Genomic DNA, 23,503 nt, shown 5'->3' with positions numbered 1-23,503 from the left:
CGCGGTCGGTGACGAGCGCGTACCACCGTCCTGCCGCGCTCCGGTGATCAGCGATCGACCTCAGGGCGGCCGACACGGCGGTGCGCGGCCAGCGTCGAGGCCAGCGCCGCCCGATCCAGTTTGCCCCGCGGCGTACGCGGCAGCCGGTCCACGACCAGAATCCGCACCGGCATACTCGGACTCGGCAAGGTCGCGCGCAGCCGCCGCCAGATCTCGTCGGCTTCCGGTGCGCCCGCGCCGAGCACGATCGCGGCGGCGGGCGCTTCCCCCATGCGCGCGTCGGGTACGCCGATGCAGGCGGCCTCGGCGACACCCGGTATCGCCGTGAGCGCCGCTTCGACGGCGGCGGGTTCCACGTTGAGGCCCGCCCGGATCAACATCTCGCTGTCCCGGCCGAACAGCCGTAGGCGGTTGCCGATCACCTCGCCCCGGTCGCCCACCGTCATCCAGCCGTCGACAGGACCGCCTGCCACGCCGTCCGCGGTGAGGTAGCCGTCGAACAGCATGTCGCTGCGCACGTACACCAGGCCGTCACGGACGCACGCCTCGACACCGGAGAACAGTTCGCCCGCCGACTTCTCGTCGGCACTGCCGAGCCCACGGTCGTAGGACACGAAACTCAGCTCGGACGCACCGTAGAAGTGCACGAGCGAGGCGTTCGGCAGGACCTCCCGCAACGCTCGCCGTCCCGCCAGCGGCCACCGGGCCGCCGAGGACAGCACCTCCCGGACGCCGCCGACCTGGCCGATTCCCGCCCGCACCACGTCCCACGCGATCGTCGGCACCGAATACAGCTGGGTCGCACCGTCGTTCAGTGCGTCGACCACCGGTCGCAGGTCCACCGTCGCGCCGCGAGTCAAGGCGTGCAACGCGCCGTAGAGGAAATGCGTGTGGTCCAGCACGCCGGGCACCGAGACCCGGTCTCCGGCGCCGATGTCGAAGGTGGCATCGGAGCGATCCAGCGTGGCGGCCCACGACCGCTGATCGCGCACGAAGAGCTTCGGCTCACCGGTGGTGCCGGAGGTGATGCCCACCAACAGTTCGGCCTCCGGTCGCGCCCCGGCCGCCGGAGCATCGGATGCCAACGCGGCGGCGGTCCGTACGACGCCGTCGAATCCCAGCCGCCGCAACCGCCGGTGCTGGTGCGGCGCCGCGACGACGGCTCCCGGCTCGGCCAGCGCGAGGACACGGCCGAACTGATCGGGCAGCAGATGGCGGTGCAGCAGGACGACGCTCACCCCGGCGTGCATCGCCGCGGTCACCGTCACCAGGGATTCGACATCGGACGTGGGCAGCACGGCCACCCGGCGCATGCCGTCGAGCCCGGCGGCGGTGCGCAGGACCTTCGACCAGAACCGCTCGTAGTCGACCACCTCGCGTCCCGAGACCACGGCGGTCGCCGCGGGATTCGCCGCGGCCTGCCGAGCGATCCGCGCGGCGAGCAGTTCAGTCATCGTCCACTCCCCTGGCGGCGAGGGCGTCGCCCATCGCGTCGGCCGTCCGCAGCGCGCGCACCAGCACCGGCGTGACCAGCGCCGTCATCGACCATTCCAGGCCGCGAGCGCGCCGGGCCTCGGCGACGTCGTGCACGATCCCCGCCAGCAGCGGGACACATCGGATGGCCAGCGCCAGCAGCAGGCCGATCCGCTCGGGATCGACACCCACCCGCCGCAGCGGTCCGAGCCACCGGGTCACGGCGTCGAGCAGGTCGCTCACCCGGGTGGTGAGGGTGAACAGCGCCGCGAGCGCCACCGAGACCACCAGCAAGCCGCACACCACCGCGGCCCGCGCGGGCGAGGTGATCAGCACCTGAAAAACCGCGATGATCAACAGCATCCACACCAGCGGACGCAGTTGGGCCACAGCGACCCGCCACGGAATCCCGGCTACCGCGAACAGTCCCGCCACCACCGCCCCGGTGACCAGCACCTGCGGTGGAGTGCGCACGAGTACCGTGGTCGCCACGATCGACGCCAGCAGCAGCACCAGCTTCACCCCGGCGGGTATCCGGTGCAGTGGCGAATCGCCCGGACGGTACAGGCCGATCATTCGACCGACGCCCGGTATGCCGCGAGGGCGTCGCCGGGCGTTCCGTCGAACACCACCGCCCCGTCGTCGATCACGATGACGCGTTCGAAGCTCTCCAGCAGCGACAGCTGATGCGTCACGACGATCACCTGCTGATCCACCGCGTCCAGCGCGTCGGCGACGACCCTGGCGTTGCGCAGGTCCAGCAGAGTGGTCGGCTCGTCGGCGACGATCACCTCCGGTCGCCGGATCAGGACCGCGCCGAGGGCGAGCAGCTGTTTCTGGCCGCCGGACAACAAGTGGGCGGGGTGCTCGGCGTGACCGGCGAGCCCGAATCGTTCCAGGATCTCCCGCACGCGCGCCGCGATCTCCTGCTTGCTCAGCCCGGTCCGGCGCAGTGAGAAGGCGAGATCCTCGGCGACCGTGGGCATGACGATCTGGGTGTCGGGATCGGTGAAGACGAACCCCACCTTCCGTCGCACCTGCGCGCCCTTGCGGGCCGCGTCGACACCGTCCACCGTGACCGTGCCGGAACTCGGCGTCAGCAGGCCGTTGATCATGCGCGCCAGCGTCGACTTGCCGGAACCGTTCGACCCGATGACGCCCACGCGGCGCTCGGTGATCCGCAGGTCGATGTCGCGCAGCACCTTTCGCTCGCCGAAGCGGTGACTCACCGAGTCGAAGACGATCTCGCTCACGACACTCGCTCCACCAGGACCGCGATCCCCTGCCCGCCGCCGATGGCGCAAGCCGCGAGACCGAGCGCCGGGCCGTCCGCACGCAGCATCTGACTCGCCAGGCGCACCAGCAGGATGGCCCCGGACGCTCCCCACGGGTGCCCCATCGCGATGGCGCCGCCCTGCGGGCAGATCGTGGACTCGTCCAGGCCCAGTTCGTCGGCGACCGCAAGGACCACCGACGCGAAGGCTTCGGTGATCTCGACGACGCCGAGGTCCGCTACACCGAAACCGGTCCGACGCAGCAGTTTTCGGATTGCGGGTACCGGACCGAGGCCCGGGTACGCCGGGTCTGATCCGGCGACCGCGCAGCCGAGGATCCGCAGAGCGGGCAGCCCGGCGGCCATCGCCTCGGTGGTGACCGCCATGGCCGCCGCCCCGTCGGAGATGCCGCAGGAATTGCCCGCGGTGGCGGTGCCGTCGACGCCGAAGCTGGGACGCAGGCGCGCGAGCCGGGCCGCGGTCATTCCCGCCCGGATGCGTTCGTCCCGGTGCACGCCTCCGACCGGCACGATCTCCGCGGTGAAGTCGGCGGCCGCGGCGAGCGTGTGCGAGCGGGCCGCGTAGGCGTCCTGCCGCTCCCGGCTGATGCCGCGCGCTCGCGCGAGATCGTCGGCGGCCGCACCCATGTCCGGATCGGGAAAGCCCGGTGGCGCGAAGGGGGCGCGGGTGTATCGCACCGGCTCGGCGTCCGCCACGGGCGGCCAGAACCGCCACGGGGCGGTGCTGGCCGATTCGACCCCGCCGGCCAGGAGAAGTTCGTCCGCGCCGCTGCGCACCCGCAACGCCGCCTGCATCACCGCGTCGAGGCCCGAACCGCACTGCCGATCGACGGTGACGCCCGGAACATGCACGCCCAGCCCAGCGCGCAAGGCGGCGACCCGGGCGGGATCACCGCCGGGCCCGAGGCAGTTGCCGAGAACCACGTCGTCCACGTCGGTGTCGATGCCCGCGCCGCGCAGCGATGTCAGCACCTCGCGCAGCACGGGAGCGGCCAGTTCGGTGGTGGTCAGATCGGACAATCCGTGGCCCGCGTTGCCGATCGGCGTGCGGCGCGGCGCTACCAGGACGGGAACCGGGCTCATGCCAGCAAGTCTTTCAGTTCGCCCCTGGCCACCTTCCCTGCGGCGGTGCGCGGCAATGCGGGCAGCGGCACCCACCGGCGCGGCATCGCCTCCTTCGCCAGCACGCGGCGTGCTCGCGACCGCACCTCGTCGAGCCCGGCGCGTCCGTCCAACTGCACCGCGGCCGTGACGGTTTCCCCGAACACCGCGTGCGGCGAGCCGACCACCGCCACCGCGGCGACGCCGTCGAGCGCTTCGAGAACGCGCTCCACCTCTTCGGCGACCACCACGGTGCCGCCGACGTTGATCGCGCAGTCGCCCCGGCCCAGCACGGTCAGCTCACGGTCGTCGCCTAGTTCGGCGAGGTCACCGACGCCGAACCAATCGGGCGCGCCGAGCACGCGGTAGGGCGATCGGACGTAGAGCAGTCCGTCGCGCACCTCGGCCTCGACCCCGTCGAGCAGCCGCATCGGCTCGGGAACACGGCGCGCCGCCACCAGCGAGACCTCCGAAGACCCGTAGTACTCGACGACATCCACGCGGCCGGCCGCCGCCAGCGCACCGTCGTCGAGCGCGATGCCCGCGACGATCGCGGTGCGCAGGCGCGGGCAGGCAGCCACCACCTCACGCAGTACGGCGGGCACCGCGTGCACCACGGTGGCTCGCGATCGGTCGTCGGTGACGCACGCGCCGCGCCACAACGCGTGCAACGCACCGAACAGATGCATGGTCGCGTGCAACGGACCGGTGATCAGCACGCGGTCGGACGCCCGAACACCGGTGATCGCGGTGAACGCGGGGAAGCTGTCGTACCAGGAGGCGGCCGTGCGCGCCAGCGGCCGGGGACGGCCGGTCGAGCCCGAGGTCGCCACCAGCAGGAACGCCCCAGCCGGGATGCCGGTACGGTGCGGGCGCGCGGCGGGATTCTCGACGAAGACCGCGATGCCGCGCCGGGCCGCGGCGCAGACGCGGATCAGCGCGTCCGGAACCGGCAGGGCCGAGGCGTCGTAGACGTGCTCGTCCGGGTTGTCGGCGATCCATCGCTCGATCGCACGGTCGAGTTCACCGTAGGTGAAGCGGCGGCCACCGAAGTCGACGGCAGGCGCGTCGGCCGCGCCGCCGAGTTCGGGACTAGGCACGGATCACACCGGGATAGGCGCGGTGCACTCCCTTGGCCACCACGGTCGCGACGACGACTTTGAGCAGGTCGCCGGGAATGAACGCGAAGTTGGTGGTGACGGCGGCCCGCACGCCGAGATCGGTGCGCAGCAGCAGGCCAACGGTGCCGAACAAATAGATGATCAGCAGACCGCCGACGGCGTTGATCAGCAGACCGAGCACGACCGGGTATTTCGGCAGGATGCGGGCGGTGCCGAGCCCGATGAACAGCGCCGCGGGGATCCAGCCGATCAGGTACCCGGCGCTGGGACCGGCCAGCGCCGTCAGACCGGTACGGCCGCCGGACAGCAGCGGCAGGCCGATCATCGTGAGCGCCAGGAAAACCAGAACCGCCGCCGTTCCCTTGCGCGCCCCGAGCACCGCACCGGCCAGGATCACGCCGAGGGTCTGCACCGTGATCGGCACACCGCTGAACCCGACGGTGATGGCGCCCGGCAGGCCCAGCGCCGCGATCAGCGCCGCGAAGACGGCGATCTGCGCCATATCCCGCGCGGAAACACCGGCCCTCGGCTCCCGAGAGTTCTCGACACCCTCCACGACAACCCTCCGCCTAGAACTTGAACGACGTTCAAGGTAGCAAACCGAGTACGGCGGCGCGCACCGAGCTCGGTGTGATCTGTCCTCCGATCGTCGGACAGATTTTTCGTGCCCGCGCGGCCAGACTCATCCGATGACCGGGAAGCCGGGCCCGCAGCCGCTTCCCGGCGAGGACAGCAACTCGTTCCGGAGGCATCGATCGACACCGATTCGCGACCGCGGCGTCCCGAGGCGGTACCGAGCGCCGACGACCTTCGCGCGCACGCGACGACGGCGGTCAGCGACGGCATCGCGGCCTATCTTCGCGCCGACGAATCCGCCACGTCCGCACCGACGCCGACCCGCAGGCAGCTCGAGATCCTGGACGTCGGCGTGCGGCGGCACATGCTGCGGCTCGAGGGCATCGCTCCGTTCGGGCCGACGATCTCCGCGCCCGCGTCCACCGCCCACTACCGCGCGGTCCGCGCACAGCTGGAGGTTCTGTCGGCACGGCACGCCTTCGCCGCTATCGTCACCGCTCGCGTACTGATCGAACACTCCCAGCTCGCCGCCGCCGATGCCAAGTGCGGCCGGCTCGCGGCGGCCACGGCCACGATGGACGAGATCGGCGCGCACCTGCCGCGGCCGGATCGAGAACTGACCGCCGTCGTTCGCGCCGAGGCGTTGCCCGTGCTCGCCCTGCTGCGATTCCACGACGGCGACCACGACACCGCCGAGCGCCGGTTACGCGCCGCGCTGGACACCTGTCACAGACTGGGCTCGGAATACGGCCACCGCTATCTCACCGGTAAGCAGCTGCACTTCGCGGTGAACATCGCGCGGTGCAGAACCGCCCGAGGTGACCTCGACGGAGCTGCCGCGCTGCTGGAGCGGGTGGCAGCGGTAGCGAAGGGGACCCGCGCCCGGTGGCCCTTCTCCGATGGCAGCACGCTCGCCGTGCCGCTGCTCGGTCGCGCCGACGCGGTGATCGCCGATCTGATCCGCCGCGAATACGCGCGGCTGCCCGCCGGTGCGTCCGAATTCCACTGATCCCAGGAGTACAGCATGATCCCGGTTGCCCCGACCCTGCCCGCTTTCGCTCCGATCGGCATGGTGCGCTGCGCCGCGCCGACGATCGATGACGTTCCCTCCGAAGGGCTTCCGTCCCGGGTGGTGCTGGATGAACGGTATCTGGCGGCGCTGGACGGAATCGAGCCGGGTGATCACCTTTACGTGATCGCGGTGTTCCATCTGGCCGATCCCGAGGTGCTGACGGGCAGCCCGGGCACGCGCCACGCGCAGGGCGCCTTCTCGATCCGGTCGTCGTGCAGGCCCAACCTGCTCGGCATGACCCTGAGCCGGGTGCTCGACATCCGAGGTACCGAAATCGCGTTCGAGTGGCTGGATTTCGTGGACAACTCACCGGTGCTCGACCTCAAGAGGTACAACTGGCGCTGGGAGTGCGTGCCGTCCACGCGGCGGCTGGATCGCCGGTTCATCGAACGGCAACTCGACCACCGGACACTGGCCGCCGTGCTGGCCCGCCCCGCCTACAATTTCCACGGCGAGCGCTGCGCCCGCGTCGGCCAAACCGGCGCGCTGGCGGCCACTTTGGTGCAGAACCACGACTTGTGGCTGGGAAATCCCGCGCTCCGGGTCCATATCCGGGCCGACGGCCATCTCGTGGACTGTGTGCAAGGTCTCACCGGCGCGACCTTCGGCAACGGCCGGCTGGGTGTGACGCTGTCGGACACCGACGAACCGGTCGTCGAATTCGTGGAACCCACGCGCAGACTTTCCGCACGCAGGACCGGCTCGGAGTGGGCCATCACCCAGTACCCGCAATAACATATCCGGCGCCGATCGGCAGTCGGGCGAACGAACGACATTCGGCCGAATGAATTCTCCGGACACGCGGGCGACACGCCATTTCCGCGGTAGGCCGTCCAGGCGATCGACGGCGCGACCGTGTCCGGCTCGGTACTGTTTTTCTGGTATTTTCTGAATCGAAATCTGAACGGGAGCGCGACCATGTCCGAAACTCTGCTCGGTGATATCAAATCCGACCGCGTCACATTGAATCTCCTGTTCGACTCGGCGGAATTCTGCTGCGCACCCGGCGAAGAGCCCGCGCACACGGTGCGGATCGGCGCACCCACCGTTCAGGACAATCGCATGTGCGCGCAGTGCGTCGGGGAATGCAAGGTGTTCTGATGTCCGACGGCCGGTTCAAGATCGCCGAGGAGGTGTTCGTCGTCGATGTCGACGACGGCCACCTGCTCTACGCGCCGTTCGAGGGCGTCATCAGCCGCCTGGCACCGCAGACGGCCGCCGAACTCCGCTCTGGGCAGAGCTCCGCGAGCCGCGAGACCTTGCGGTACCTGCACGGGCTCGGGCTCATCGTGCCCGCCGACACGCCGAGCCCCGCCCCCGTGGGCACCTGGGACGAATCGTTCGCGCCGACCGGGGTGGTCTACATGGTCACCGCCGCCTGCAATCTCCGCTGCACCTATTGCTACGCCGACGCCGGTGATTACCCGGTCGACCTGTACAACCGCCAGATGGCGTTGGACGCCGCGAAATTCGTGATCGACAACGCGGCGGCGAGCGGCGCGGGCACCGCCTATCTCAACTTCCACGGCGGCGGCGAACCGACGCTCGACTTCGACCTGATCCGCACGGTGGTCGACTGGGGCCGGGAGTACGCGCGCAACGAAGCGGGCGATCTGCGCGTCAACGCGAGCATGGTCACGAACGGGCTGATCAGCGACACCAAGGCGCAGTGGATCGCCGACAACATGGACAGCGTGCAAGTGTCCCACGACGGTCCGGCGGCGATCCATGATCTCCAGCGTCCGACCGTGCGCGGCGGCACGTCGTATTCCCGGGTGCGCGAGGTCATCGAGCTGTTCACCGGGCGCGTTCCGGATCTGATGATCAAGTCCACGATCAGCCGAGCCGCCGTCGGCAGAATGCCGGAGATCGCCCGCTACCTCTGTTCGACATTCGACCTGCCACGTTTCCATCTGGGGCCGGTGCTCGGCACCGGCCGTGGCCGCTCGGTGGTCTTCGGCGAACCCGAAGCGCAAGAATTCGTACGCGGCTATTACGCGGCCCAGGAGATCGCCGACGAATACGGCAGGACGATCGTGGTGTCGGGTGCGCTGGCCACCTTTCCCCATGTCCGGAGAACGTTCTGCGGCGTCACCGATCCGAATTTCTCGCTGACCTCCGACGGCCATATTTCGAGTTGCTACGAAATAATGTACGACGACGACAAACGCGCGCCGCACGCCTACTACGGACGGTACAACCGAGAAACGCGGACGTTCGACGTGGACGGCAACCGCATAGCGAAGCTGCGTTTGCACGATGTCAACAAGATTCCGAAGTGCAGGAATTGCTTCGCGAAGTGGCAGTGCGCGGGCGACTGCCAGGCACGCTGGTACAACTCGCAGACCGGCGAGCTGGAGAACGGACCGGACGTGCGCTGCGAGATCAATCGAACGCTCATCCGGGATCGCTTGCTCTCGATCGTCAGTGTCACCTGAACACCCCGCGCCTGCGAGGGCGCTGCTGGTCAATATTCAGGACGGGTCCTCGCTCGCCTACAACCTGCCCTACGAGAACCTCCGGCTCGGCGGGATCGGTTCGGCACTCGAGCGAGCCGGGATCGTCTGCGCTTACTACGATTCCGCCGCCGATCCGGAGGGGCTGGTCGCGGCCCTGCGCTCGCTCGCGCCGCGACCGGTCATCGTGTTCGACACCCTCTACCGGATCTCGGACGGGGTCGGCGCGGCCATTCGCGCCGCCCGGGCGGTCCACCCCGATGCGTGCGTGCTGGTGGTGGGCCGGGCCGCGGCCGCGGTGTCGGTACAGCCCGGCGTGGCCGCGCAGGTGGACGCGGTCGCGGATTCCGGTGACGTCGGCCGGGTGGTCGCGACCTGCCTGGCCCATTGCGGGCGAACACCGCCCGCGCCACCCGATACCTGGCAGACGATCACGCCGCAGCGCCGATTCCCTCGCTTCGCCCGCGTTCGCGGGGTACTCGACATCGAAGCGACACGCGGCTGTATGCACGGATGCAGTTTCTGCGCCGTCGACGGCGTTCCCGATGCGCCCCGTGTCCGCCGGTGGCAGCCGCGCGAACCCGCCGACGTGGTCGGCGAGATCACGGAACACGCTGTCGGCCAGGGCATTCGACGCGTACAGTTCGTCGACGACAACTTTCTGGGAGCACCGGCCGCGGTCGACTGGGCACAGCGGTTCGCCGACGAACTGCGCAGCCGGAACATCGAGGTCCGCTTCTCCATCTACGCCCGGCTCGACCGCACGCTCGACCGGGTACTCGACACCTTGCATTCGGTGGGGCTGATTCAGGTGCACGCCGGTGTCGAATCCGGTTCCTTTTCGGTGCTGCGCCGACTGCGAAAGGGCACGACACCGGAGGAGTTGTCCAGGATGGTGCGCCGCCTGCGGCAACGGGACGTGGGTCTGGTCGCTTCGCTGATCGTCTTCGAGCCGCGCAGCACACTCGACGAGCTGGACGAAAGCCTGCGCTGGCTCGACGAACACCGGCTGTACCGGTCCTTCAGCCTCACCACGCTGATCCCGTTCCGCAACACCCTCGCCCACAGGGAACTTCGCACCCAGGTGATCGCCGAGCCGTCGACGTCGTTCGCACCGCTGGGTTACCGGTTCACCGAACCGGACGTCGATCGGATCTACCGAGCGGCCGTCGCGCGGGAAGCCGATCACGAGCAGTGCAGCGACGGTGCGCTGGAGCGGCTGATGCGCTGCCGTTTCGCCTTCGAGGAACGTCTCGGGCTGGGTCCGGAACCCCCCGAACTTCGCGACCTCGACGCCTACCGAGCGCGCCAGATCGCCGCGATCCTCGACGACATCCGACGGCTGCGCCGATGACCGGCAGGGCCGAATCCTTCGACGCCGTCGCGGATGCGCACGACCACGCGCGCTGGGATCTGCCGCCCGCGCGGTTCGACGCCGCGGTTCTCGCGGCGTTGTCCCGTTTCGCGGGCCGTGGTGGCGCCCCCGCGCTCTTCCTCGGTTCCGGCTCCGGGCGTGAGGCCGCGGCGTTCGTCCGGGCAGGCCGACAGGTGGTCCTCGTCGACATCTCCGCGCGCATGCTGTCGCTGGCGAAGGCCAGATACCGCGACAGCCCTCTGGTCGACTATCGACGGCAGTCCGCGACGGAGTTCCTCGACGACGCCGACGCCGACTACCCGTTCATCTCCGCGGTCGGCGAACTCCTCGGCTATGTACGCGACCACGCGGCCCTGCTGACCCGCATTCGCACCCGGCTGGGCGACTCGGGCACCTGCGTCTTCACCTGGGTGGACGCGCATCGGCTCGCGCAGCGTGGGCTGCCCGCCCAGGTCTGTGCCGACGGGACGGCGATCTTCACCGAACGCGACGAACCGCCGCTACGGATCCGCGGGTGGTCGCAGGCTCACATGCACGCGTTACTCGGCACGGCGGGCCTCGACCTGGTCGAGGAGATCGCCCCGGAGGCGGTGAGTCCTCGACGCGGCTGGACCGTCACGCCGTCGAGAACTAGCGATGGGTCCAATCCGGCTGGGTGAAGTGGGCGACTCTGGCCGCGTCAGGGTCCGTGCCGAGCAGGACCACTTCGCGGAATTGCCACAGCAGCGCGCCGGTGGGTGCGTGAATGGTCATGTTCGGGCCGAGCCGCATCTGCAACAGGCCCGCTTCGCCCGCAGGCGCGGTGTCGTCGCGCAGTTCCGCTTGCCGTACCGCGTCCTCGGCCCGGACCCAGCGCGGGGTGTCCTCGGCGGCCACCCGGGCCAGATCCACCAGATGCACCGAGTAGACCTCATCCGGATTCGGGCGTAACCGGGTCGCGTCGTTCAGTGCCAGAACGAGGGGCGTGATCGTGAAACCGGAGGCCGCCGGGAAGTCGTCGAGTGCGCCGAGCAGATCACCCGGCCGCGCGTCCAGGCCGAGTTCCTCGCGCAGTTCGCGCAAGGCGGCTTGTTCGGTGGTCTCGCCTTCGTCCAGCCGGCCGCCGGGCAGGCCCCATTGTCCGGCGTTGCGGCCACGATAGGCCCGCTTGATGACGATCACCGACAGCGGCCCGCCGGGCTCCTCGACCACGCACAGCACCACCGCCGCGCGGCGCACACCGGGCAGGTCGGCCACCTCGATGCGCGGGAATGCGGCCAAGCGGGAATGCGCGAGCACACGGAATTCGTCGATGCTCCTCGGTAGCGGCGCTGTCGGGGTCGGCTCCATGGCTTCGATCTTGCCCTTCCCCATCGACGAGCGCGACAAAGGAAGTCGTTGACAGCAACTGCCTCACCTGTCACCGTATCGGGAACCTCGGGGTCCGGACCGCGCCCCGGGCGTTCGCGATCGGAGCGTGCTTGATGGGATTTCTCGAGCCCGACCTGCCGGTGGTCGATATGGCGGAATGGAGCAAGGGCACGCGCGCCGAGCGCATCCGTCCCATGGCCCGGCACTGGGCCGAGGTCGGCTTCGGGACTCCGGCGGTGCTGCACCTGTTCTACGTCGGCAAGATCTGCCTCTACGTGCTCGGTGGCTGGTCGATCGCGCTGACCACCAACGGTATCGACGGGTTCACCGACGTCGGCGCCTGGTGGTCGGAGCCGATCGTCTTCCAAAAATTCGTGCTGTACACGCTGCTGTTCGAAGTGGTCGGCCTCGGGTGCGGGTTCGGCCCGCTGAACAACCGGTACTTCCCGCCCTTCGGCTCGATCCTGTATTGGTTGCGCCCCAACACGATTCGGCTGCCACCGTGGCCGGGGCGGATACCGCTCACCAAGGGCGACAACCGCACGCCGGTGGACGTCGCGCTGTACGCGGCGCTGCTGGCGACGACAGCGGTCGCGTTGCTGTCCGACGGAACCGGACCGATACCGGAGCTGGACACCACCGTCGGTTTGCTGCCGCACTGGCAGGTGGCGGTGATCCTCGGGCTGCTGGCGGTACTCGGGCTGCGGGACAAAGTGATCTTCCTGGCCGCCCGGGGCGAGGTGTACGCCACCCTCACAGTCGTCTTCCTTCTCCCCGGAGCCGATTCGATCGTCGCCGCGAAGGTGGTCTTCGTCGTGATCTGGATGGGCGCGGCCACCTCGAAACTCAACAAGCACTTCCCTTTCGTGGTGTCCACGATGATGTCCAACAGTCCGGTGTTCCGGCCGAAGCCGCTCAAGCGCGCGTTCTTCGAACGCTTCCCCGACGATCTGCGGCCGGGACGGTTGTCCCGCGTCTTCGCCCACGGCGGCACGGTCGTCGAGATGTGCGTTCCGCTGGTGCTGTTCTTCTCCCACGGCGGTTGGCCGACGGCGATCGCGGCGATCGCGATGGTGTGTTTCCACCTGGCGATCCTCACCGCAATTCCCATGGGCGTTCCGCTGGAGTGGAACGTCTTCATGATCTTCGGCGTTGTCACGTTGTTCGTCGCGCACGCCGATCTCGGTCCGAGCAGTGTGCGCAACCCCGTGCCCGTGGCGATGCTCTTCGTCGTGATCGCAGGCATCGTGATCGCCGGGAATCTGTTCCCGCGCAAGATCTCCTTTTTACCGGGCATGCGTTACTACGCTGGGAACTGGGACACCACCATGTGGTGCGTCAAACCCTCGGCCGCCGCGAAGATCGGCACCGGCATCGTCGCGATAGCCGGCATGCCGCAGGCCCAGCTGGAGCGGTTCTACGGCAAGGATCGCGCGCAGATCCCGATGTACCTCGGGTACGCCTTCCGGGCCATGAACACCCACGGCCGCGCGTTGTTCACGCTCGTCCACCGCGCCATGCCACCCGGCCACGAAGACGAGTACACCATCACCGACGGCGAACGCATCTGCAGCACCGCCGTCGGCTGGAACTTCGGCGACGGCCACATGCACAACGAACAACTCCTCGCCGCGATGCACCGCCGCTGCCACTTCGAACCCGGCGAAGTACGCGTCGTCCTCCTCGACGCCCAGCCGATCCACCGGCAGACCCAGCAATACCGCCTCGTCGACGCGGCCACGGGCGAGTTCGAACGCGGCGAAGTGCGCGTCGCCGACATGGTGACCCGCCAGCCCTGGGCCGACGACGTCCCGGTGCGGGTGCACTACACCGCGAGCGCAGAGAGTTAGCGCGTCCGCCTTTCCACGAGAGTCGGAGTCGCGTTTAGCGATCTGTTCAGATGCGCATATCTACGTATCAGCATGGCGTTCGAGTCGCGGCTTCTTCGACACGGTCCCCCACCCACGCCAGAAAGGCTCGCACGTCGGTGGTGGGCAGTGCGAGTGCGGCCGTGCGGGGGTGCTCGAAGCTGCGCAGCGCTGTGTCGATGAGGGGGGCGAAGTGTTCTTCGGACTTCGCGATCATCTGTGCCGCTTCGCGTTTGGCCAGCCAGCGACCGGTGCGACATAACGCTACTGCTCGACAGCCGTTCAGCACTCGGTTGTCACCCAGATGACCCTCTCCCCCAGCGTGTTCGCGTACCGAAGCCAGCAGCGCGGCATGAACGTCGCGCCGTGACGGTGCCGCGACGACCTGCCGCACGGGAGTCCCGTACAGGAGGCGTCCGGTTTCGTGGGCGATGGAGCGATCGATGACGTACCAGAAGGCCGATGAGTCCGCCGGATCGAAGCTGACGCGGTTCGGCAACAGGGGACCGGTGTTGAGGTCCATGAGATAACCGGCCGCGCTGGACGGTGCGGCGATGAAATCCGAGTTGTAGACCACGAGTTCCAGACCGGCCGCGGGGCACGGCAGCGACGAGTGCGCGAACGATTCGGCCAGTTCGCGCAATGCCTGCGCGGGAAGCGACGGCGCGGCGACGATGACCACGTCCACGTCGCTGCGCCCGTGCCGATAGTCCGCGAGCGCGACCGATCCCACGGCGAAAACACTCGTCAGATGACGCCCGCAGACGGTGCGGGCTCGTCGCACCAGCGCATCGAGGTAAGGCCGCAACTCAGCCGGGAGGAGGTGGGGATCCGCCAGGATGTCGGTCATGCGGGCCAGTATCCGCCAAGGCCGCCTCGGGGCTCGGATCGCCCGGAGCCCACGCGGCCTTCGGCTCAGCGCGGCAGCCCCAGTCCGTCGGCCAACACGGGCCACGAATTCTTCAGCGCTTCCTGCCAGTACCCCCACGAATGGGTCCCGGTGGGCTGGAAGTCGTAGGTGGCGGGGATGCCGAGGGAGTCGAGGCGGTCGCGCATGTTGTGCGTGCACCAGTTCACCGCGGCCTCGATCACACCGCCCAGCACCAGTTGGTTGAGGTAGCCGCGCGGTCCGGGCTGAGCGTAGGCGCCGTTGTAGACGTCGTACATGCCAGGCACTCCGGTTCCTGTGGACAGGAACAGCCGTATGCCGCGCAGTTGGTCGGCGTGTAGGTACGGGTCGTTGGCCGCCCACATCGGGTCGTCGGGCGGCCCGTACATGTTCTCGGTGTCGCCGCCGCCCCAGCTCTCCACGGCGAGTTTCACGAACTCGCGGCCGATCGGGTCGCTGATCTGCGCGCAACCGCTGTAAGCCGCAACCGCCTGATACAGACCGGGTTTCGCGATCGGCAGCTGGAGCACAGAGGTACCGGAGGTGGACAAGCCCGCGACGGCGTTCACCCCGGTAGTGCCGAATTCGGCATCGATCAGCGGTGGCAACTCTTCGGTGAGGAAGGTCTTCCACTTGTACACACCGAGTTTCGGATCGGGCGCGCGCCAATCGGTGTAATAGCTCCAACGCCCGCCCACCGGCTGGACGACGTTCACGTCTTTCTCGGCGAGAAAGCGCAGCACGTCGGTGTTCTTCTGCCAGGTCGCGCTGTCCTGACCCCCGCCGCCACCGTTCAACAGATACAACGTCGGCCGCGGCACCGAACGGTCCGCCGGGCGCAGCACCTTCACCATGATGTCCTGCCCCATCGCCGCGGAATGCACCCGCACCTGCACGGTCCGATCGTCCTCCGGCCAGGAACCGGTGATCGACGCGGCATCGGCGCTCGCGGGTGGCGATGCCGCGACCACTCCCGCGGTCACGGCGAACACCGCCATGAGCACGATGAGCGCGTGCCTCGAACAGCGCCGGACTGTTTCGATTCTCCTCCGCACGCTGCCCGAATCGGCGGCAGGTGTGGTCGGGAGACCGGTGTCGACGTCGGAACTTCGTTTCATCGTTCGTCTTTCTCCGAGACCGGACCGTGGCGTTCGTCGACCGGCGCCGTCGCAGCTGCTCGACGGGCGCGGAAACTTTGTCAACGCTAGAACTCGACAAGGCGGTGCACTTCCCCCGTCCGATGGGTCTGGACACCTCACGAAGAGATCAAGATCTCCTTAGGGACGCGATACATTCGTCGCGAATTCGTGAGTTCCTCTGCCCTACGGGCTGACATCCCCGGTATCGAGTGGCGACGAAACCGAGGCTTGCTCACGACTTTTCTTGCCGGGATTCGTCTATGACCCACACCGCAATCTGAGCGCGGGAATTGAACCCCGGTTTGGTCAACACGCGTTCGACGTGTCCTTGCGCGGTGCGTGGCGAAATCACCGATTCGGCTGCGATCTGCTTGTTGCCGAGTCCCTGCGCAACCAAACCGGCGACCTGCCGTTCACGTGTGGTCAGCTTCGCCGACTGCACCGATGTGAGCGCGGTATCAGCGGCCCGCGCAGTGCTTGCCGCAATAGCTATTGGGCGGAATCCAACTCACCTCGCCGCCATGCGGCGACGCCTAGCAGCGTTCGTACTGACGCACGTAGGGCTGCGACTCCGGTAAGACGTTGTACCCGGGTGTCTGGCAGCCGCCGACCACGACCTCGAAAAAGGGGCCGTAGGAGTGGACGGGGCCGTTGGGTGTGTAGATCGTGTAGTCGACCGCCGCGCCGGAGCCTGCCAGGTAGGGAAGATGCAGATCGGCGAGTTGTGTGGTCTGCGCGGCGCTGAATTCCGTACCCACCGGGGGGACTACGGTGACGCCCAGTGCGCGGCCTTCGGAGGGCGGGTCGTAGACCGACACCAGAACGAAGAACGGGATGGGTTGATCGGTCAGGAACCACTGCCACAGGTCGAGTTCGTCATCGGACGGGAAGCGAGGGGTGGGCTCTTGGTGGGGGGTGAGGCGATCATGGGGCCAGGGATACGACCCGGGGCGCCGTTCCGAGTGATTGGTGAACCCGCGCTCCCGCTCATGAACGGTGGATACGGTCCACTGGTTGGATGCCAGTTCGGGGAAGTCCCGGATGATTCGGCGCATCGCCGCGGTCGCGCGGTGAGGTTCGCTCTCGGAGCCCGCTCGGACGTCGATGGCGTTGGTTATGCGGCTCGCGTCGCCGCCGCGCGAGGACCAGTGCACTTCGGTGCCTGCGGCCCATAGTCGCGCCCAGCTGTCTGCGGCGTTCGCTTCAGTGCTCACGTCCCGGCCGAAAAGCCAGTATGCGGAATAGGTGTCCGCCATCCGGCCGATGGTGACCTCTGTCGGGTCGCCTTGGAAACGCCGCGGAAGCTGTTGAGCGCCCATGGCACTCACCACAGACGCGGCCTCGGCCGGTGTGGCGTCGTCCCTGAGCCGCACGTCGAGTTCGGCGTTGAAGTGTCTGCCCTTGTAGTGCTCGAACCGGTGTGACACGTCGGTCACCCCCGGAAGGGCCCGGATGGCAGTCTCGATCTTGCGTGACCAGCTGTCACGCTCGGCCTGGTCGCGTCCTTGTTCGAAATAGCCATATCCGATCAGCAGGGCTGCGGTACCTGCTATCGCCACAGCCAGCACGGCTGCCAATCCCACTATTGTTGCCAGCAGCGGCACTACGCGTTCGCGCAAGATGGAGCGGTGGACACGCGCCGGCACCCGCCGATCGGGGTGCTGGGAGGTCCCTCGCTTCGGTGTGTCCGGATCGAAGCGGCCGGGGTCAACGACCTTGCTGCCGGTGCGTTCGGCATCCATCGGTCCTCCTCACGGCGCCTTCGTGTTCGTCTGAAACCTATATAGCAGTCCATCAGTTCCGGCGCTTTGCCTCATCGTTCGTTCCACAGCGTAGTCGGCCGCGAACTGCGACCTACCGCACGCGAGCGTTGCTCGTGCTCCGCTGCATCAGTCGGCTTGGCGCCGGATCTCATGGATCCGCAGGTTCCTGCAGCGCAGTGCGCAACTTCTGCTCTTTCGCGAGCAGGGCGCTGAAAGCCATTCTGTGCCACATGGATCGCCTTGATGTCATCGACACCTGTACGCGCATGGCGGGGTACGCCGATCTCCGCGAGTGGGACAACCTCGCGGCCGTGTTCGCCGACAACGTGACGCTGGATTACACGAGCCTCGACGGCGGCGAGCCGGTCGTGCTCGCTCCGACACAGATCGTGGCCGCCTGGCAGGAGACGGTCGGTGGTTTCGCGGCGACCCAGCATCTGCTCGGCAACGCCCAGTTCGACTTCTATGACCAGGAGCCGCAGGTCACCGTCGCGGTCGACACCGTCGCCGCGCACTTCCGCCGGGCCCTGTGATCGCCGCGGAACCGACAAGACGGACCGCCGTGGAGATTCGCCGATTCGAAACCGCCGACCGACCGGAGTTGCGGGAGTTGTTCGCTCGGGCGAGTGCGGGCTCACCCGTCGCCTCGCTGTGGGGTGATCGGGAATCCGAGGCGTCGATCTACCTCGATCCATATCTGGATCTGGAGCCCGAGTCGGTGTTCGTGGCGGTCGTGAACGGCAAGCTGGTCGGATATCTGACGGGCTGCGCGGACAGCTGGAGGTTTCCCAGTGAGTCCGAGCGGATCGAGCGGGCGATCCGCGCCTACCGATTGTTCCTGCGCCCGACGCCGGCCAGGTTCTTCGGCGTCGCCATGGTCGACACCCTCGTGGCCGCGATCCGACGCCGGCCCACGGCGGGTGACTTCCAGGACGTGCGCTGGCCCGCACACCTGCATATCGCCGTGGCCGCCGATGCGCGCGGAACCGGAGCCGCCGCCGCCCTCATGAACCGGTGGTTCGCCCGGCTGGACGAGAACGGCGTCGGCTGCCATCTGCAGACGCAAGTCGAGAACATCCGAGCGGTGAGGTTTTTCACCCGCATGGGGTTCACTCCGATCGGCTCGACCCCGGTGATTCCCGGAATGCGATATGAGAGCAGGCGGGTTCATCAGTTGACCATGGTCCGCCCGGGTGAGCGCACCTAGGAGCCCGCGAATTCCGGACAGCTCGCAGCCGGTCAGAGCCAGTTGCGTTCCTTGGCCAGCAGGGCGGCCTGGAATCGGGTGCGTGCGCCCAGCCGGTCCATCAGGTCGGCGACATGACCGCGGAACTTGCGCACCGAGACATTCAGCGCACGTGCCGCCGAGTCGTCGGTGTCGTAGCGGGTAAGCGCGCGCAAGACCCGCTGCTCGACGGGTGAGACCGGAAGTTCGTCCAGGTCGCGTGCGCGGTTCCAGATGCCGTCGAAGACCTCCGCCAGTATCCGGACCACCCCGGTACGCCGGATCTGGAGCACACCCGCCTCCGGATCGGACAGATCGGCGGGCACGAAGGCAACCGACCGGTTGACGAGGGTCAGCGGCCAGACCGCTTCGGTCGTCACCCGATGCAGCTCGCCGAACGCATGGAGACGGCTTGCGTGGGCGACCTGCCGGGGATCCTCCAGTGTGTGTACGGGAAACAGGGTGCGGCTGCGCAGCCCCGCCATCAGCAGGCGCCCGTGCCGGACATGGGGGTGCCGGGATTCGTCGTACAGCGCATCGGTCCGCAACGCCGCGAACTCACCAGGGTGATCCGTCAGCAATGCGCCGATGCGCCGCGCTGTCTCCGGCCCGTTCGACAGTTGCTCGAGCAGCCCTGCCGGTCGGCCGGTGCGTTGCTCCTCGGTCAATTCTCGCAACGCCTCCCAGGCGGCAGCAAGGCCTTCGAACTGCTGCTGCGCCTCGGTGATCCGCCGCCGCACCAGCAGATCCACCGCGGCCGCCGGCGGCACCGCGGTCAGGTTCTCATCCACCAGACCGAGGACGCGCAGTTCGGTGAGCACGCTCCCCGCGCCGGCATCGCCCCGGCCCGCGCCGCCCGCATGCGAGGCGATGCCGGGACGGGTGCGCAGCAGTTCTCGGTAGACGCGCTCCTGCTCCGTGGTCAGCCCCAGTCCGGCCAGGCTCATGCCCGGCGCCTGCCGGCCGAGACGATTTCCGCACGCGGATACGCATGTCTGGCAGGTGCTGCCATGGTCAACCACCCCGGACATCGGAGACGACAAAGTACTGCGTAGCCTATACGCAACGCGTAGGCCATACGCAGTATGATCGCGAGGAGCGAACATGACCGATGAACTGCCGCGTGTGGCACAGCTGCTATGGACCGGCGGCCGGCGGTCCGGCCGTGGCCCCCGGCCGGCACTGAGCCTGGACCGGATCGTCGGAGAGGCGGTGGCCATCGCGGATGAGGAAGGCATCGGCGCACTGTCCATGCAGCGGGTCGCCAAAGAGTTGGGCGCGGCGACCATGTCGCTGTATCGATATGTGCCGGGCAAGGACGAACTCGTCGCCCTGATGTTCGACGCGACCATGTCGGAACCGCCCGATCTTCCGCAAGGCGACTGGCGTGCCGCGCTCGAGCTGTGGGCGCGCTGTACCCGGGAGCTGTACCTTCGTCACCCGTGGGTGCTGGCGGTGGGCGCGAGCAATCGCTGCATGGGACCGAACGAGGCCGCGTGGGGTGAGGCCGCGATGGGTGCGCTCATCGCGGCCGGTCTCCCACCCCGCGGCGTCGCCGAAATCGTTTTGTGCGTCACCGCTTTCGTCGGCGGCGCCGCCCGGCTGGCGATCGATCCGGCCCAGGGGCGCGACTCGGCCGGGCACGTCGGTCCGACCCTCGATCCGGCGATGATCCAGCGGTACGGGCAGCCCGAGCGCTATCCGGCCACGCTGGCCATGTTCAGTGCCGGTCCTCCGGAGAACCACGACATCGATGCCGTCGCCGAGGGCTTGTTCGAATTCGGGCTCGGCAGACTCCTCGACGGCATAGGCGTACATCTCACAGCGTGATCCTCCCGCCGGATGGAGGGCAAAGGTTGCGCAGTGCGTTGCAGGTACCTGCAACGGTCCCGCGAAAAACGTTGGGAACTGGAAGGATCAGCGCAATGATTCTCGTGACAGGAGCGACCGGCAATGTCGGCGCTGAAGTTGTGCAAGCCCTGGCCGCGGCGGGCGAGCCGGTGCGCGCGCTGGTGCGCGATCCGCAGCGTGCAGTCGTACCCCCGGAAGCGGAAGCCGTGGCGGGCGACCTCACGTCTCCGGAGACCCTGAGTTTCGACGGGGTACGTGCGTTGTTCCTGCTGCCCGGTTATCCAGCGGTCGCGCAGGCGGCCGCTAAGGCCGGCGTCGAACACATCGTGCAACTGTCGGGTGTTTCCGCGGGCACCGGCGACACCTCCAATGCCATCACCCGCTATATGATGGCCTCCGAGCGGGAAGTCACCGAACACGCTGCGGCATGGACCATTCTGCGCCCCTGCGCCTTCGCCTCCAACGCCCTGAGCTGGCTCCCCCAGCTTCGCGAAGGAGACGTGATTCGCGCTCCGTTCCCCGAGGTGCGCACGGCCGCTCTGGATCCGCAGGACATCGGCGCGGTAGCCGCCACCGTCCTGCGGGGCAACAGTCATCACGGCGAAATCCTCTGGCCTACGGGGCCGGAGCCGCTCACGCCCGCCGAGCAGGTCGCGATCCTGGCCGAGGCCATCGGCCGCGATCTCATCTGTCAGGGCCTCGGCGACGAGGAGGCCCGCGCCGACATGCTCCGCACCACCCCCGTCGAGTACGTGGACGCCTTCTTCGACTTCTACGTGAACGGAGCCATCGACGAATCCATTGTCCGACCGACGGTAGAAGAGGTCGTCGGCCGCGCGCCACGGACGTTCGGTCAGTGGGCCACGGCCCACGCGGACGCCTTCCGGTGATTCATCCGCGCGGGATTACCGCCGATCGAAGGTACCAGCCGCGACCGGGCGCGGCGGCTCCGTGCCGCAGTCGCCCCGTGGCGGATCAGTCGAGGTTCAGCAGCATTCCGGTTTCCGGGTCGTACCAACGGCACGCTTCGGGTGGCAGGTAGAGATCGGAGGGGTCGCCCTCGGCCGCACGGAAGCTCGGCGGCGCTTGGACTTTCACGGTCTGACCGCCGACGCGGGTGGTGAGCAGGGTCGAGGAGCCCAGTGGCTCCAGCACTTCGAGTTCACCACGCACCGTCGCGTCCGCGGGGCCTTCGCGCACCACGATGGCCTCGGGGCGGATACCGAGCCGGAGGGCGCCGCCCTCGAACGACGACAGCGCCGCGGGCACGGCGAGCGATTGCCCGCCCAGGTCGATCCGCGGCCCGTCCTCCGCCGCGGAGACCACGCCGGTGAGGAAGTTCATCGGCGGGCTGCCGAGGAAACCGCCGACGAATTCCGTCGCCGGGTCGTCGTAGACCTCGGTCGGTGGGCCGCACTGGACGATCGATCCGTCTCGCATCACGGCGACACGGTTGCCCAGCGACAGCGCCTCGACCTGGTCATGGGTGACGTAGACGGTCGTGGTGCCGAGTTCCGCGACGAGTCGTTTCAGCTCGGCTCGGAACGACAGCCGCAGCAGCGCGTCCAGGTTGGACAGCGGCTCGTCCATGAGCAGCACGTCGGCGTCCATCACGATGGCCCGCGCCACCGCGACACGCTGGCGCTGCCCGCCGGACAGCCGCGCCGGGTAGCGGTCCAGGTACGGGGTGAGTTGCAGCAGTTCGGCGGCCCAGGCGACTTTGCGCCGGATCTCCTCGGCGGGCACACCGTGCACGCGCAGGCCGAAGCCGATATTGTCGGCGACCTTCTTGTTGGGGAAGACCGCGTAGGACTGGAAGACCATCGACAGGTTGCGCCGCCGCGGTTCGAGGTAGGTGACGTCCTTGCCGCCGATCACGATCTGCCCCGAGTCCGGCAGCTCCAACCCGGCGATCATGCGCAGCAAGGTCGTCTTGCCGCAGCCGGAAGGCCCCAACAGCACCATGAACTCGCCGTCGGCGATCTCCAGCGAGACCTCGTCGGTAGCACGCGCCGTGCCGCCGGGATAGGTCTTCACCAGATCCCGGACAATCACCTCGGCCATCAGCGAACCCCTGTCATCTGAGCGTCGTCCCCCACATGTTCACCAGGTAGCGCCGCATCACGAAGATGAACACCAGCGCCGGGATGATCAGCGCGAAGCCACCGGCGAAGCGGTACGCGGTCGACGCCTCACCCAGCGCCGTGAGCACCTGCGCGGGCAGCGTGCGGTGCCCGAGCGTCACGATCGTCGCGCCGAGGATCTCGTTCCACGACAGGACGAATGTGAAGATCGATGACGCCGCCAGACCCGGCAGCGCGAGCGGCACCACGACCCGGCGCGCGGCCTGCCATCGACTGCACCCGAAGACCCGGGCCGCCTCCTCCAGATCCGGCGGCACCGCGACGAAGATGCTCGCCGTGATGAGCACGGTGGTCGGCAATGCGAGCGTGGTGTGCACCAATGTCACGGCGAACACCGTGTCGTACACATCGATCCGCAGGAACACCGTGGCCAGCGGCACCGAGAGCACCACGATCGGCAGCGCGCGCACGAAGAGAATGAAGACCTGGTAGGTGTCTTTGCCGCGAAAAGCATGACGGGCCAGCGCGTATCCCGCGGGCGCCCCGATCACCAGCGACCAGAACACCGTGTAGAGGCCGACCAGCACCGAGTTGCCCAGTGCGGCAAGGGTCCCGGTCGCGCGGAAGAACGAGACCAGGGTCTCGGTGGAGAACTCCTTCGGGACGAGCGACTTCGGGAACTCGTTGAGCGCCTCGCGGGAGGACAACGCGGCGAGTCCGATGAGCACGATCGGCAGCGCCATGAACAGGCTTACAGCAGTGCAGGCCGCCTGCACCCCCACCGCGCGCAGGCGGCGCCTGCGCAGGGGTGCGCGGTCGATCGGTGGCAGCACGCGCCGCGACGGCGCCTCGGCCGAGTTCATCGC

The 23,503-nt window shown here is 68.3% G+C and carries 25 protein-coding genes; 11 read left to right on the top strand and 14 right to left on the bottom strand.

Annotation, left to right across the window (positions count from 1 at the left end; translation table 11 throughout):
* Positions 1 to 47: 47 nt before the first annotated feature.
* The 6 genes from AB0L97_RS34470 to AB0L97_RS34445 are packed head-to-tail and all read right to left on the bottom strand — an operon-like array spanning position 48 to position 5,545.
* Positions 48 to 1,454, bottom strand: coding sequence for an AMP-binding protein (locus AB0L97_RS34470; RefSeq protein ID WP_355078363.1), 1,407 nt, complete (start codon positions 1,452 to 1,454; stop codon positions 48 to 50).
* On the bottom strand, positions 1,447 to 2,049 hold the full coding sequence (locus AB0L97_RS34465) for an energy-coupling factor transporter transmembrane protein EcfT (protein WP_364438091.1): 603 nt from the start codon (positions 2,047 to 2,049) through the stop codon (positions 1,447 to 1,449). The genes AB0L97_RS34470 and AB0L97_RS34465 overlap by 8 nt, the downstream gene beginning before the upstream one ends.
* A complete protein-coding gene (locus AB0L97_RS34460) occupies positions 2,046 to 2,726 on the bottom strand; it encodes an ABC transporter ATP-binding protein (RefSeq protein WP_355078365.1) in 681 nt (226 codons plus the stop codon). The genes AB0L97_RS34465 and AB0L97_RS34460 overlap by 4 nt, the downstream gene beginning before the upstream one ends.
* Positions 2,723 to 3,850 carry a thiolase family protein gene (locus tag AB0L97_RS34455; RefSeq protein WP_364438087.1) on the bottom strand — a complete coding sequence of 376 codons (1,128 nt, stop codon included), beginning with the start codon at positions 3,848 to 3,850 and terminating at the stop codon, positions 2,723 to 2,725. Before AB0L97_RS34455 ends, AB0L97_RS34460 begins: the two co-directional genes overlap by 4 nt.
* The gene (locus AB0L97_RS34450; RefSeq protein WP_364438084.1) at positions 3,847 to 4,968 is read right to left on the bottom strand and encodes an AMP-binding protein; all 1,122 of its coding nucleotides are present in this window, start codon (positions 4,966 to 4,968) and stop codon (positions 3,847 to 3,849) included. The genes AB0L97_RS34455 and AB0L97_RS34450 overlap by 4 nt, the downstream gene beginning before the upstream one ends.
* Positions 4,961 to 5,545 (bottom strand): biotin transporter BioY, encoded by a 585-nt coding sequence (locus AB0L97_RS34445; RefSeq protein WP_364438081.1) that lies wholly within the window; start codon positions 5,543 to 5,545, stop codon positions 4,961 to 4,963. Before AB0L97_RS34445 ends, AB0L97_RS34450 begins: the two co-directional genes overlap by 8 nt.
* A gap of 108 nt (positions 5,546 to 5,653) precedes the next feature.
* Here AB0L97_RS34445 and AB0L97_RS34440 point away from each other — a divergent pair, with 108 nt between their 5' ends.
* The 6 genes from AB0L97_RS34440 (at position 5,654) to AB0L97_RS34415 (ending at position 11,127) form a co-directional block, all read left to right on the top strand.
* Positions 5,654 to 6,574, top strand: a complete 921-nt coding sequence (locus tag AB0L97_RS34440; RefSeq protein WP_364438078.1) for a tetratricopeptide repeat protein — start codon at positions 5,654 to 5,656, stop codon at positions 6,572 to 6,574.
* A 15-nt stretch (positions 6,575 to 6,589) separates the two neighbouring features.
* Positions 6,590 to 7,372, top strand: coding sequence for a TrmO family methyltransferase (locus AB0L97_RS34435; RefSeq protein WP_364438075.1), 783 nt, complete (start codon positions 6,590 to 6,592; stop codon positions 7,370 to 7,372).
* A 120-nt stretch (positions 7,373 to 7,492) separates the two neighbouring features.
* The gene (locus AB0L97_RS34430; RefSeq protein ID WP_355078371.1) at positions 7,493 to 7,738 is read left to right on the top strand and encodes a hypothetical protein; all 246 of its coding nucleotides are present in this window, start codon (positions 7,493 to 7,495) and stop codon (positions 7,736 to 7,738) included.
* Positions 7,738 to 9,075 (top strand): radical SAM protein, encoded by a 1,338-nt coding sequence (locus AB0L97_RS34425; protein ID WP_364438071.1) that lies wholly within the window; start codon positions 7,738 to 7,740, stop codon positions 9,073 to 9,075. The genes AB0L97_RS34430 and AB0L97_RS34425 overlap by 1 nt, the downstream gene beginning before the upstream one ends.
* Entirely contained in the window at positions 9,065 to 10,447 is a 1,383-nt protein-coding gene (locus AB0L97_RS34420; protein ID WP_364438068.1) for a radical SAM protein, read from the top strand. The genes AB0L97_RS34425 and AB0L97_RS34420 overlap by 11 nt, the downstream gene beginning before the upstream one ends.
* A complete protein-coding gene (locus AB0L97_RS34415) occupies positions 10,444 to 11,127 on the top strand; it encodes a methyltransferase domain-containing protein (RefSeq protein WP_355078374.1) in 684 nt (227 codons plus the stop codon). The genes AB0L97_RS34420 and AB0L97_RS34415 overlap by 4 nt, the downstream gene beginning before the upstream one ends.
* Here the strand turns inward: AB0L97_RS34415 and AB0L97_RS34410 are convergent.
* Positions 11,099 to 11,797: a CoA pyrophosphatase gene (locus AB0L97_RS34410; protein ID WP_355078375.1), complete on the bottom strand. Its 699-nt coding sequence runs from the start codon at positions 11,795 to 11,797 to the stop codon at positions 11,099 to 11,101. The two genes, AB0L97_RS34415 and AB0L97_RS34410, sit on opposite strands and share 29 nt — an antisense overlap.
* 134 nt (positions 11,798 to 11,931) lie before the next feature.
* On the opposite strand from AB0L97_RS34410, the gene AB0L97_RS34405 reads away from it, so the two are divergent.
* Positions 11,932 to 13,668, top strand: coding sequence for a DUF3556 domain-containing protein (locus tag AB0L97_RS34405; RefSeq protein WP_364438063.1), 1,737 nt, complete (start codon positions 11,932 to 11,934; stop codon positions 13,666 to 13,668).
* A gap of 67 nt (positions 13,669 to 13,735) precedes the next feature.
* On the opposite strand, the gene AB0L97_RS34400 is transcribed toward AB0L97_RS34405, so the two are convergent.
* From AB0L97_RS34400 to AB0L97_RS34385, 4 genes are all read right to left on the bottom strand, one after another.
* The gene (locus AB0L97_RS34400) at positions 13,736 to 14,536 is read right to left on the bottom strand and encodes an aminoglycoside adenylyltransferase domain-containing protein (RefSeq protein ID WP_364438060.1); all 801 of its coding nucleotides are present in this window, start codon (positions 14,534 to 14,536) and stop codon (positions 13,736 to 13,738) included.
* A gap of 65 nt (positions 14,537 to 14,601) precedes the next feature.
* Positions 14,602 to 15,573 carry an alpha/beta hydrolase family protein gene (locus AB0L97_RS34395; protein WP_355078378.1) on the bottom strand — a complete coding sequence of 324 codons (972 nt, stop codon included), beginning with the start codon at positions 15,571 to 15,573 and terminating at the stop codon, positions 14,602 to 14,604.
* Between the two features lie 373 nt (positions 15,574 to 15,946).
* Complete coding sequence (locus tag AB0L97_RS34390) at positions 15,947 to 16,156, bottom strand: helix-turn-helix transcriptional regulator (RefSeq protein WP_364438057.1); 210 nt, start codon at positions 16,154 to 16,156, stop codon at positions 15,947 to 15,949.
* Between the two features lie 91 nt (positions 16,157 to 16,247).
* Complete coding sequence (locus AB0L97_RS34385) at positions 16,248 to 17,456, bottom strand: hypothetical protein (protein ID WP_364438054.1); 1,209 nt, start codon at positions 17,454 to 17,456, stop codon at positions 16,248 to 16,250.
* Positions 17,457 to 17,707: 251 nt separating this feature from the next.
* Here AB0L97_RS34385 and AB0L97_RS34380 point away from each other — a divergent pair, with 251 nt between their 5' ends.
* Positions 17,708 to 18,010, top strand: a complete 303-nt coding sequence (locus tag AB0L97_RS34380) for a nuclear transport factor 2 family protein (RefSeq protein ID WP_364438051.1) — start codon at positions 17,708 to 17,710, stop codon at positions 18,008 to 18,010.
* Between the two features lie 29 nt (positions 18,011 to 18,039).
* Entirely contained in the window at positions 18,040 to 18,684 is a 645-nt protein-coding gene (locus AB0L97_RS34375; protein WP_364438048.1) for a GNAT family N-acetyltransferase, read from the top strand.
* A gap of 32 nt (positions 18,685 to 18,716) precedes the next feature.
* Here AB0L97_RS34375 and AB0L97_RS34370 read toward each other — a convergent pair whose 3' ends face one another.
* Complete coding sequence (locus AB0L97_RS34370) at positions 18,717 to 19,649, bottom strand: hypothetical protein (protein WP_364438045.1); 933 nt, start codon at positions 19,647 to 19,649, stop codon at positions 18,717 to 18,719.
* 157 nt (positions 19,650 to 19,806) lie between these two features.
* Here AB0L97_RS34370 and AB0L97_RS34365 point away from each other — a divergent pair, with 157 nt between their 5' ends.
* Both AB0L97_RS34365 and AB0L97_RS34360 read left to right on the top strand, forming a co-directional pair.
* Positions 19,807 to 20,532: a TetR/AcrR family transcriptional regulator gene (locus AB0L97_RS34365; protein WP_356968177.1), complete on the top strand. Its 726-nt coding sequence runs from the start codon at positions 19,807 to 19,809 to the stop codon at positions 20,530 to 20,532.
* Positions 20,533 to 20,627: 95 nt separating this feature from the next.
* Positions 20,628 to 21,443: an NAD(P)H-binding protein gene (locus AB0L97_RS34360; protein ID WP_364438041.1), complete on the top strand. Its 816-nt coding sequence runs from the start codon at positions 20,628 to 20,630 to the stop codon at positions 21,441 to 21,443.
* 85 nt (positions 21,444 to 21,528) lie between these two features.
* Here the strand turns inward: AB0L97_RS34360 and AB0L97_RS34355 are convergent, their stop codons facing one another.
* The gene (locus tag AB0L97_RS34355; protein ID WP_355078383.1) at positions 21,529 to 22,617 is read right to left on the bottom strand and encodes an ABC transporter ATP-binding protein; all 1,089 of its coding nucleotides are present in this window, start codon (positions 22,615 to 22,617) and stop codon (positions 21,529 to 21,531) included.
* Positions 22,618 to 22,630: 13 nt separating this feature from the next.
* Positions 22,631 to 23,500, bottom strand: a complete 870-nt coding sequence (locus AB0L97_RS34350; RefSeq protein WP_364438037.1) for a carbohydrate ABC transporter permease — start codon at positions 23,498 to 23,500, stop codon at positions 22,631 to 22,633.
* Positions 23,501 to 23,503: the final 3 nt, after the last annotated feature.

This window comes from Nocardia sp. NPDC051911 (genome assembly GCF_040681035.1).
In the GTDB taxonomy this organism is placed as follows: Bacteria; Actinomycetota; Actinomycetes; order Mycobacteriales; family Mycobacteriaceae; genus Nocardia; species Nocardia sichangensis.
This window is presented reverse-complemented; position numbering and strand designations above follow the sequence as displayed.

Excerpts from the sequence above, each read along its gene's own strand:
- AB0L97_RS34470 (WP_355078363.1), bottom strand. The coding sequence starts at position 1,454 with ATGACTGAACTGCTCGCCGCGCGGATCGCTCGGCAGGCCGCGGCGAAT.
- AB0L97_RS34465 (WP_364438091.1), bottom strand. The coding sequence starts at position 2,049 with ATGATCGGCCTGTACCGTCCGGGCGATTCGCCACTGCACCGGATACCC.
- AB0L97_RS34455 (WP_364438087.1), bottom strand. The coding sequence starts at position 3,850 with ATGAGCCCGGTTCCCGTCCTGGTAGCGCCGCGCCGCACGCCGATCGGC.
- AB0L97_RS34435 (WP_364438075.1), top strand. The coding sequence starts at position 6,590 with ATGATCCCGGTTGCCCCGACCCTGCCCGCTTTCGCTCCGATCGGCATG.
- AB0L97_RS34425 (WP_364438071.1), top strand. The coding sequence starts at position 7,738 with ATGTCCGACGGCCGGTTCAAGATCGCCGAGGAGGTGTTCGTCGTCGAT.
- AB0L97_RS34415 (WP_355078374.1), top strand. The coding sequence starts at position 10,444 with ATGACCGGCAGGGCCGAATCCTTCGACGCCGTCGCGGATGCGCACGAC.
- AB0L97_RS34410 (WP_355078375.1), bottom strand. The coding sequence starts at position 11,797 with ATGGAGCCGACCCCGACAGCGCCGCTACCGAGGAGCATCGACGAATTC.
- AB0L97_RS34405 (WP_364438063.1), top strand. The coding sequence starts at position 11,932 with ATGGGATTTCTCGAGCCCGACCTGCCGGTGGTCGATATGGCGGAATGG.
- AB0L97_RS34400 (WP_364438060.1), bottom strand. The coding sequence starts at position 14,536 with ATGACCGACATCCTGGCGGATCCCCACCTCCTCCCGGCTGAGTTGCGG.
- AB0L97_RS34395 (WP_355078378.1), bottom strand. The coding sequence starts at position 15,573 with ATGGCGGTGTTCGCCGTGACCGCGGGAGTGGTCGCGGCATCGCCACCC.
- AB0L97_RS34385 (WP_364438054.1), bottom strand. The coding sequence starts at position 17,456 with ATGGATGCCGAACGCACCGGCAGCAAGGTCGTTGACCCCGGCCGCTTC.
- AB0L97_RS34380 (WP_364438051.1), top strand. The coding sequence starts at position 17,708 with ATGGATCGCCTTGATGTCATCGACACCTGTACGCGCATGGCGGGGTAC.
- AB0L97_RS34370 (WP_364438045.1), bottom strand. The coding sequence starts at position 19,649 with ATGAGCCTGGCCGGACTGGGGCTGACCACGGAGCAGGAGCGCGTCTAC.
- AB0L97_RS34365 (WP_356968177.1), top strand. The coding sequence starts at position 19,807 with ATGACCGATGAACTGCCGCGTGTGGCACAGCTGCTATGGACCGGCGGC.
- AB0L97_RS34360 (WP_364438041.1), top strand. The coding sequence starts at position 20,628 with ATGATTCTCGTGACAGGAGCGACCGGCAATGTCGGCGCTGAAGTTGTG.
- AB0L97_RS34355 (WP_355078383.1), bottom strand. The coding sequence starts at position 22,617 with ATGGCCGAGGTGATTGTCCGGGATCTGGTGAAGACCTATCCCGGCGGC.
- AB0L97_RS34350 (WP_364438037.1), bottom strand. The coding sequence starts at position 23,500 with ATGAACTCGGCCGAGGCGCCGTCGCGGCGCGTGCTGCCACCGATCGAC.